This window comes from Klebsiella sp. CN_Kp073 (genome assembly GCF_040065495.2).
Lineage (GTDB): Bacteria > Pseudomonadota > Gammaproteobacteria > Enterobacterales > Enterobacteriaceae > Klebsiella > Klebsiella aerogenes.
This window is the reverse complement of record NZ_CM198051.1, coordinates 5,291,221-5,298,302: the sequence shown is the minus strand read 5'-3', so window position 1 is coordinate 5,298,302 and position 7,082 is coordinate 5,291,221. Positions and strand designations below refer to the sequence as shown.

The 7,082-nt window shown below is 55.0% G+C and carries 8 protein-coding genes; all 8 read left to right on the top strand.

Annotated features, from left to right (window positions below; genetic code table 11):
• The first annotated feature begins 321 nt into the window (after positions 1-321).
• The 8 genes from ABLV66_RS25425 (at position 322) to yidZ (ending at position 6,819) form a co-directional block, all read left to right on the top strand.
• Entirely contained in the window at positions 322-402 is an 81-nt protein-coding gene (locus ABLV66_RS25425; protein WP_419773121.1) for a hypothetical protein, read from the top strand.
• 217 nt (positions 403-619) lie between these two features.
• Entirely contained in the window at positions 620-760 is a 141-nt protein-coding gene (gene rpmH / locus ABLV66_RS25420; RefSeq protein WP_015369029.1) for a 50S ribosomal protein L34, read from the top strand.
• Between the two features lie 15 nt (positions 761-775).
• The gene (gene rnpA, locus ABLV66_RS25415) at positions 776-1,135 is read left to right on the top strand and encodes a ribonuclease P protein component (RefSeq protein WP_015703902.1); all 360 of its coding nucleotides are present in this window, start codon (positions 776-778) and stop codon (positions 1,133-1,135) included.
• The gene (gene yidD, locus ABLV66_RS25410; RefSeq protein WP_015703903.1) at positions 1,099-1,356 is read left to right on the top strand and encodes a membrane protein insertion efficiency factor YidD; all 258 of its coding nucleotides are present in this window, start codon (positions 1,099-1,101) and stop codon (positions 1,354-1,356) included. Before rnpA ends, yidD begins: the two co-directional genes overlap by 37 nt.
• Before the next feature lie 2 nt (positions 1,357-1,358).
• Positions 1,359-3,005 carry a membrane protein insertase YidC gene (gene yidC / locus ABLV66_RS25405; protein ID WP_015369027.1) on the top strand — a complete coding sequence of 549 codons (1,647 nt, stop codon included), beginning with the start codon at positions 1,359-1,361 and terminating at the stop codon, positions 3,003-3,005.
• Positions 3,006-3,145: 140 nt separating this feature from the next.
• Positions 3,146-4,510, top strand: a complete 1,365-nt coding sequence (mnmE, locus tag ABLV66_RS25400) for a tRNA uridine-5-carboxymethylaminomethyl(34) synthesis GTPase MnmE (RefSeq protein ID WP_348877233.1) — start codon at positions 3,146-3,148, stop codon at positions 4,508-4,510.
• 196 nt (positions 4,511-4,706) lie between these two features.
• Positions 4,707-5,891: an MFS transporter gene (locus tag ABLV66_RS25395; protein ID WP_047065769.1), complete on the top strand. Its 1,185-nt coding sequence runs from the start codon at positions 4,707-4,709 to the stop codon at positions 5,889-5,891.
• Positions 5,860-6,819, top strand: a complete 960-nt coding sequence (gene yidZ, locus ABLV66_RS25390) for an HTH-type transcriptional regulator YidZ (RefSeq protein ID WP_063414963.1) — start codon at positions 5,860-5,862, stop codon at positions 6,817-6,819. Before ABLV66_RS25395 ends, yidZ begins: the two co-directional genes overlap by 32 nt.
• Positions 6,820-7,082 lie beyond the last annotated feature (263 nt).

The following is a 7,082-nucleotide window of genomic DNA, read 5'->3' as shown; positions in this document are numbered from 1 at the left end:
GGCGGACTCCACTCGAACATAAAATCGATATAAAAGAAAAACTGAAACAATCGTGATTGTTGGCACACGTCGCAAGACCCTGCATAAGCCGAAAAAGCCCCTGCGCAAAAGGGGTGACGTGCGAACCGCTATTTGCGGTTTTACCCGGGACGGATCCGTGGATCGCGATCGGGACCGGGGATCATAGCCTAAACTGAGAAAGAGATCTTGTGTTTCTCAACAGATTCTTCCCGATTTATCCACAGGAGGATCGAAACCGGGTAAGTGTAATCGATCCTGGCGAGAGTGCGGCACGATTTCGCCCGCATATTGGAAAAATTAATGAGCTATGCCGGTTTTGAACAGAATCGATCTAACAAAGATCCTTTACGATCCTTGCGCTTTACCCGCCAGGCCGTATAATCCCCCACCCGGCGCGTAACGCCCGTTTTCGCAACTCGTCTCAGCTTATTTTTTGTGCGGCAAGGTGCGAGAAATAAGGAAAGAGAATTGACTCCGGAGTGTACAATTATTACAATCCGGCCTCTTTAATCACCCACGCTGAGGCGTAAGTCGTTCGAAGTTCGTTCGGGTCTACGCAAAAGTCAGTGAATTTATTCAAGTTTAGGTAGAAATCGCCATGAAACGCACTTTTCAACCGTCTGTACTGAAGCGCAACCGTTCTCACGGCTTCCGTGCTCGTATGGCTAATAAAAATGGTCGTCAGGTTCTGGCACGTCGTCGTGCTAAAGGCCGCGCTCGTCTGACCGTTTCCAAGTAATAAAGCTAACCCTGCGTGGTTAAGCTAGCATTTCCCAGGGAGTTACGTTTGTTAACTCCCAGTCATTTCACTTTCGTCTTCCAGCAGCCACAACGGGCTGGCACGCCGCAAATCACCATCCTCGGCCGCCTGAATTCGCTGGGGCATCCCCGCATCGGTCTTACCGTCGCCAAGAAAAACGTTAAGCGCGCGCATGAACGCAATCGGATTAAACGTCTGACGCGTGAAAGCTTCCGTTTACGTCAACATGAACTCCCGCCAATGGATTTCGTGGTGGTGGCAAAGAAAGGGGTTGCCGACCTCGATAACCGTGCTCTCTCGGAAGCGTTGGAAAAATTATGGCGCCGCCATTGTCGCCTGGCTCGCGGGTCCTGATAGGCCTTATCAGGGTCTATCAGCGCCTGATTAGTCCGCTACTCGGGCCGCACTGTCGTTTCACGCCAACCTGTTCTCAATACGGAATTGAGGCATTGCGCAGGTTTGGAGTGATAAAAGGCAGTTGGTTGACGGTGAAACGCGTATTAAAATGCCACCCTTTACACCCTGGTGGTGACGACCCCGTCCCGCCTGGACCATTTGATACCAGAGAACACTAACGATGGATTCGCAACGCAATCTTCTTATCATCGCTTTGTTGTTCGTGTCTTTCATGATCTGGCAAGCCTGGGAGCAGGACAAAAATCCGCAAACCCAGCAGCAGACCACGCAGACTACGACCACAGCAGCGGGTAGCGCCGCAGACCAGGGCGTACCGGCCAGTGGCCAGGGGAAACTGATTACGGTTAAAACTGATGTGCTTGATCTGACCATCAACACCAGCGGTGGTGATGTTGAGCAAGCGCTGCTTCCGGCTTACCCGAAAGCGCTGAAATCTACTGAACCGTTCCAGTTACTGGAAACCACGCCACAGTTTATCTATCAGGCACAGAGCGGCTTAACCGGTCGTGACGGCCCGGATAACCCGGCTAACGGCCCGCGTCCGCTGTATAACGCTGATAAAGATGCGTATGTACTGGCTGACGGCCAGAACGAAATCGTTATTCCGCTGACTTACACCGACAAAGCGGGCAACGTCTTCACCAAAACTTTCACCCTGAAACGCGGTGATTATGCGGTGAACGTTGGCTACAACGTGAAAAACGTCGGCGAAAAACCGCTGGAGATCTCCTCCTTCGGTCAGCTGAAGCAAACGGCAGCGCTGCCATCAAGCCGCGATACGCAAACCGGCGGTCTGTCTACCATGCACACCTTCCGTGGCGCGGCGTACTCCACTGCTGATTCGAAATACGAAAAATATAAATTCGATACTATCGTCGACAACGAAAACCTGAACGTCAGCACCAAAGACGGTTGGGTGGCGATGTTGCAGCAGTACTTCACCACCGCGTGGGTTCCGCATAACAACGGCACCAACAACTTCTATACCGCTAACCTCGGTAATGGCGTTGTCGCTATCGGCTATAAATCACAGCCGGTACTGGTGCAGCCTGGTCAAACCGACAAGCTGGAAAGCGTGCTGTGGGTCGGCCCGGCTCTGCAGGATAAAATGGCTGCCGTCGCGCCGCACCTGGATCTGACCGTCGACTACGGCTGGCTGTGGTTCATCTCCCAACCGCTGTTTAAGCTGCTGAAATTCATCCACGGCTTCCTCGGCAACTGGGGCTTCTCGATTATCGTCATCACCTTTATCGTTCGTGGCATCATGTACCCGCTGACTAAAGCGCAGTACACCTCCATGGCGAAGATGCGTATGCTGCAGCCGAAGATTCAGGCAATGCGCGAGCGTCTGGGCGACGATAAACAACGTCAAAGCCAGGAAATGATGGCGCTGTATAAAGCAGAAAAAGTTAACCCGCTGGGTGGCTGCTTCCCGCTGATTATTCAGATGCCTATCTTCCTTGCGCTGTACTACATGCTGAGCGCCTCGGTTGAACTGCGTCATGCGCCGTTTATCCTGTGGATCCACGACCTGTCCGCGCAAGACCCGTACTACATCCTGCCGATCATCATGGGCGCGACCATGTTCTTCATCCAGAAGATGTCGCCGACCACCGTGACCGACCCGATGCAGCAGAAGATCATGACCTTTATGCCGGTCATCTTCACGGTGTTCTTCCTGTGGTTCCCGTCTGGTCTGGTGGTGTACTACATCGTCAGCAACCTGGTAACCATTATTCAGCAGCAGCTGATTTACCGTGGTCTGGAGAAGCGTGGCCTGCATAGCCGCGAGAAGAAAAAATCCTGATTCGGTGTAGGCCGGATAAGGCGAAGCCGCCATCCGGCAATGCGCGCCGGGTTGCCTGATGGCGCTAACGCTTATCAGGCCTACAATCAAAAGGCGGTCGAATGACCGCCTTTTTTTATTGCGATTTGAAGAGACATATCATGAGCCATAACGACACTATCGTCGCCCAGGCAACCCCACCGGGACGCGGGGGTGTGGGCATCCTGCGTATCTCCGGCCTTAAGGCGCGCGACGTCGCGCAGGCGGTACTCGGCAAGCTGCCGAAGCCGCGCTATGCCGACTATCTGCCGTTCAAAGACGCCGACGGTACGCCGCTGGATCAGGGGATTGCGCTGTGGTTCCCGGGACCCAATTCCTTTACCGGCGAAGATGTCCTCGAACTGCAGGGCCACGGCGGCCCGGTCATTCTGGATCTGCTGCTCAAACGTATTCTGACGTTGCCCGGCGTTCGCATCGCCAATCCGGGCGAGTTTTCCGAGCGCGCGTTCCTCAACGACAAGCTCGACCTGGCGCAGGCAGAGGCCATCGCCGATCTTATCGACGCCAGCTCAGAGCAGGCGGCCCGTTCGGCGTTGAACTCCTTGCAAGGGGCCTTCTCCGCGCGTGTGAACCATCTTGTGGAAGCGCTCACTCACCTGCGCATCTACGTGGAAGCGGCGATTGATTTCCCGGATGAAGAAATTGATTTCCTCTCCGACGGTAAAATTGAAGCCCAACTGAACGACGTGATCGCCGATCTCGATGCCGTACGCGCCGAAGCCCGTCAGGGCAGCCTGTTGCGCGAAGGGATGAAAGTGGTGATCGCTGGACGGCCTAACGCCGGTAAATCCAGCCTGCTAAACGCCCTGGCCGGCCGTGAAGCGGCGATCGTCACCGATATCGCCGGCACCACCCGCGACGTGCTGCGCGAGCATATTCATATCGACGGTATGCCGCTGCATATCATCGATACCGCAGGCCTGCGTGACGCCAGCGATGAAGTGGAGCGCATCGGTATTGAACGCGCCTGGCAGGAAATTGAACAGGCGGATCGGGTGCTGTTTATGGTCGACGGCACCACCACCAGCGCCATTGACCCGGCGGAGATCTGGCCGGACTTTATCGAGCGCCTGCCCGCTAAACTGCCGATTACCGTGGTGCGTAATAAAGCCGACGTCACCGGCGAAGCGCTGGGGCTCAGCGAAGTAAATGGCCACTCACTAATCCGCCTGTCGGCGCGTACCGGTGAAGGGGTCGAGGTGCTGCGCAACCACCTTAAGCAGAGCATGGGCTTCGATACCAACATGGAAGGCGGCTTCCTCGCCCGTCGTCGCCACCTGCAGGCGCTGGAAACGGCAGCGAACCATCTGCAGCAGGGCAAAGCCCAACTGCTGGGCGCCTGGGCCGGGGAACTGCTGGCGGAAGAGCTGCGTCTGTCGCAACAGGCATTAAGCGAAATCACAGGCGAATTTACCTCTGACGACCTGCTGGGCCGCATCTTCTCCAGTTTCTGTATCGGTAAGTAAGCATTACTGGTAAGCATCTACTAACCCGCCATAACGTTCTGTTATGACGGGTTTTTTATTTAATGTCCCTAATCACATCAATTCTGTGAAGCAATCACCTGTTTTTCCTTTCAGGAAAAGAGTGTTGTCCAAATGGCAACTCGTACTCTCTGGCCCTAGCCACTATGCTGTACGCCATTCTTATTGCGAGGATCCTATGGCACGCTTTCTTATCTGCAGTTTCGCTTTGGTACTGCTCTATCCATCCGGCATTGATATGTATCTGGTCGGCCTACCGCGCATCGCCCAGGATCTTGGCGCCAGCGAGGCGCAGTTGCATATCGCCTTTTCGGTCTATTTAGCCGGTATGGCTACCGCGATGCTTTTTGCCGGGCGCGCGGCGGATAAATCCGGGCGTAAACCGGTCGCGATTTTTGGCGCCATCACCTTCATACTGGCCTCGCTACTGTGCTCGCAGGCGCATAACAGCACGCATTTCCTGATCGGCCGCTTTATCCAGGGGATCGGCGCGGGAAGCTGCTACGTCGTCGCTTTTGCCGTTCTGCGCGATACGCTGGACGAGCGCCGCCGCGCCAAGGTACTGTCGCTGCTTAATGGCATTACCTGCATCATTCCCGTTCTCGCGCCGGTACTTGGCCATCTGATCATGTTGAAATATCCGTGGCAGAGCCTGTTCTACACCATGACAGGCATGGGGGTGATGGTAGGGTTATTGTCGGTGTTTATGCTGCGCGAGACGCGCCCGACAACGCATCCGCAGGCAGGCGCACAGCATAATGCCACTGCTGAATCGCTGCTAAACCGGTTTTTCCTTAGCCGCATAGTCATTACGACTCTCAGCGTCACCGCAATTCTGACCTACGTGAACGTCTCTCCGGTGCTGATGATGGAAGAGATGGGTTTCGACCGCGGAACTTATTCAATGGCGATGGCGCTGATGGCGATGGTCAGCATGGCCGTGTCGTTCTCCACGCCGTTCGCCCTGACGCTGTTTAAACCACGCACCCTGATGCTGACCTCGCAGACGTTGTTCCTTGTCGCTGGCGTGGTATTGAGCCTCGCCGCCAGCCAGCCCATCACCATGCTGGGATTAGGCATGATCTGCGCGGGTTTCTCGGTCGGCTTTGGCGTCGCGATGAGCCAGGCGCTAGGGCCTTTCACGCTGCGCGCGGGCGTCGCCAGTTCCGCTCTCGGTATCGCTCAGGTCTGTGGTTCTTCGCTGTGGATTTGGCTGGCGGCTATCATCGGGCTGAGCGCCATGAATATGCTGATCGGGATACTCATTGCCTGTAGCATAGTCAGTATTGTTCTGATACTGGTCGTCTCGCCGGCGCGCGCGACGCAAGATAATGAAGAAATCCCTGTCGAGTCTCGATCTTAATCTCCTGCTGTGCCTGCAGCTTCTGACCCAGGAGCGCAGCGTCACCCGCACGGCGAAACGGATGAACGTTTCGCCGTCGGCGGTGAGTAAATCATTGGCCAAGCTACGCGCCTGGTTTGACGATCCGCTATTTGTTAAAACCCCACTAGGGCTGGCGCCAACGCCGTTAATGAGCAGCATGGAGCAGGATCTCGCCGACTGGATGCAGATGGGCAATCAGATCCTCGATAAACCGCATCACACCATGCCAAGCGGCCTGAAGTTCGAGCTGGCGGCAGAATCGCCGCTGCTGATGATCCTGTTCAACACCCTCTCCCAGCAAATTTATCAACGTTATCCACAGGCGCTGATCCGCTTACGCAACTGGGATTACGATTCTCTGGATGCGATCATTCGCGGCGAGGTCGATATCGGTTTTTGCGGCCGGGAAACCCATCCCCGTTCGCGCGAACAGCTGAGCCTGCTGCCGTGGTATATCGATTTTGATATCCTGTTTAGCGACCTGCCGCAGGTGTGGCTGCGCGCCGATCATCCGGCGCTTAATGAAGAGTGGAATCTGGCGGCTTTCCTGCGCTATCCGCACATCAATATCTGCTGGGAACAGAGCGATACCTGGGCGCTGGATGATGTGTTACATGATCTGGGCTACAAGCGCACCGTCGCGCTAACCTTACCCGGCTTTGAACAGTCATTATTTATGGCGGCGCAGCCGAATCACACCATGATAGCCACCGCGCCGCGCTATTGTCAGCACTATAATCAGCAGCATCATCTGCCGCTGGTATCGCGCCCGCTGCCGCTGGAGCCGCAGCTGCTGGAAAAAATGCGCGTGCCGTTCACCCTGCTGTGGCACAAGCGTAATAGCTATAATCCAAAGATCGTATGGCTCAGAGAGACCCTCAAACAGCTCTATTCCAATACGCTGTAGGGAATTTGCCCATCATCCTCACGTTGTTGCGCAAGAAATTGTAAAAGTCAGACATTATCCCTTCTCAAGGAAGAATTTCCGCATTAAAACCTGCTCATTGTGAGCGATAATATCATTCACAATTTTTATCTCTGACCATTAATCACGGAGCGACGAATGGCAACGCATTTTGCAAGAGGGATACTCAACACCAGGGAGCCGCTATCGACGCGTTTGTCGGCGGCATGTCATCAATCCGCACGTAACCTACCCGAATACCGACA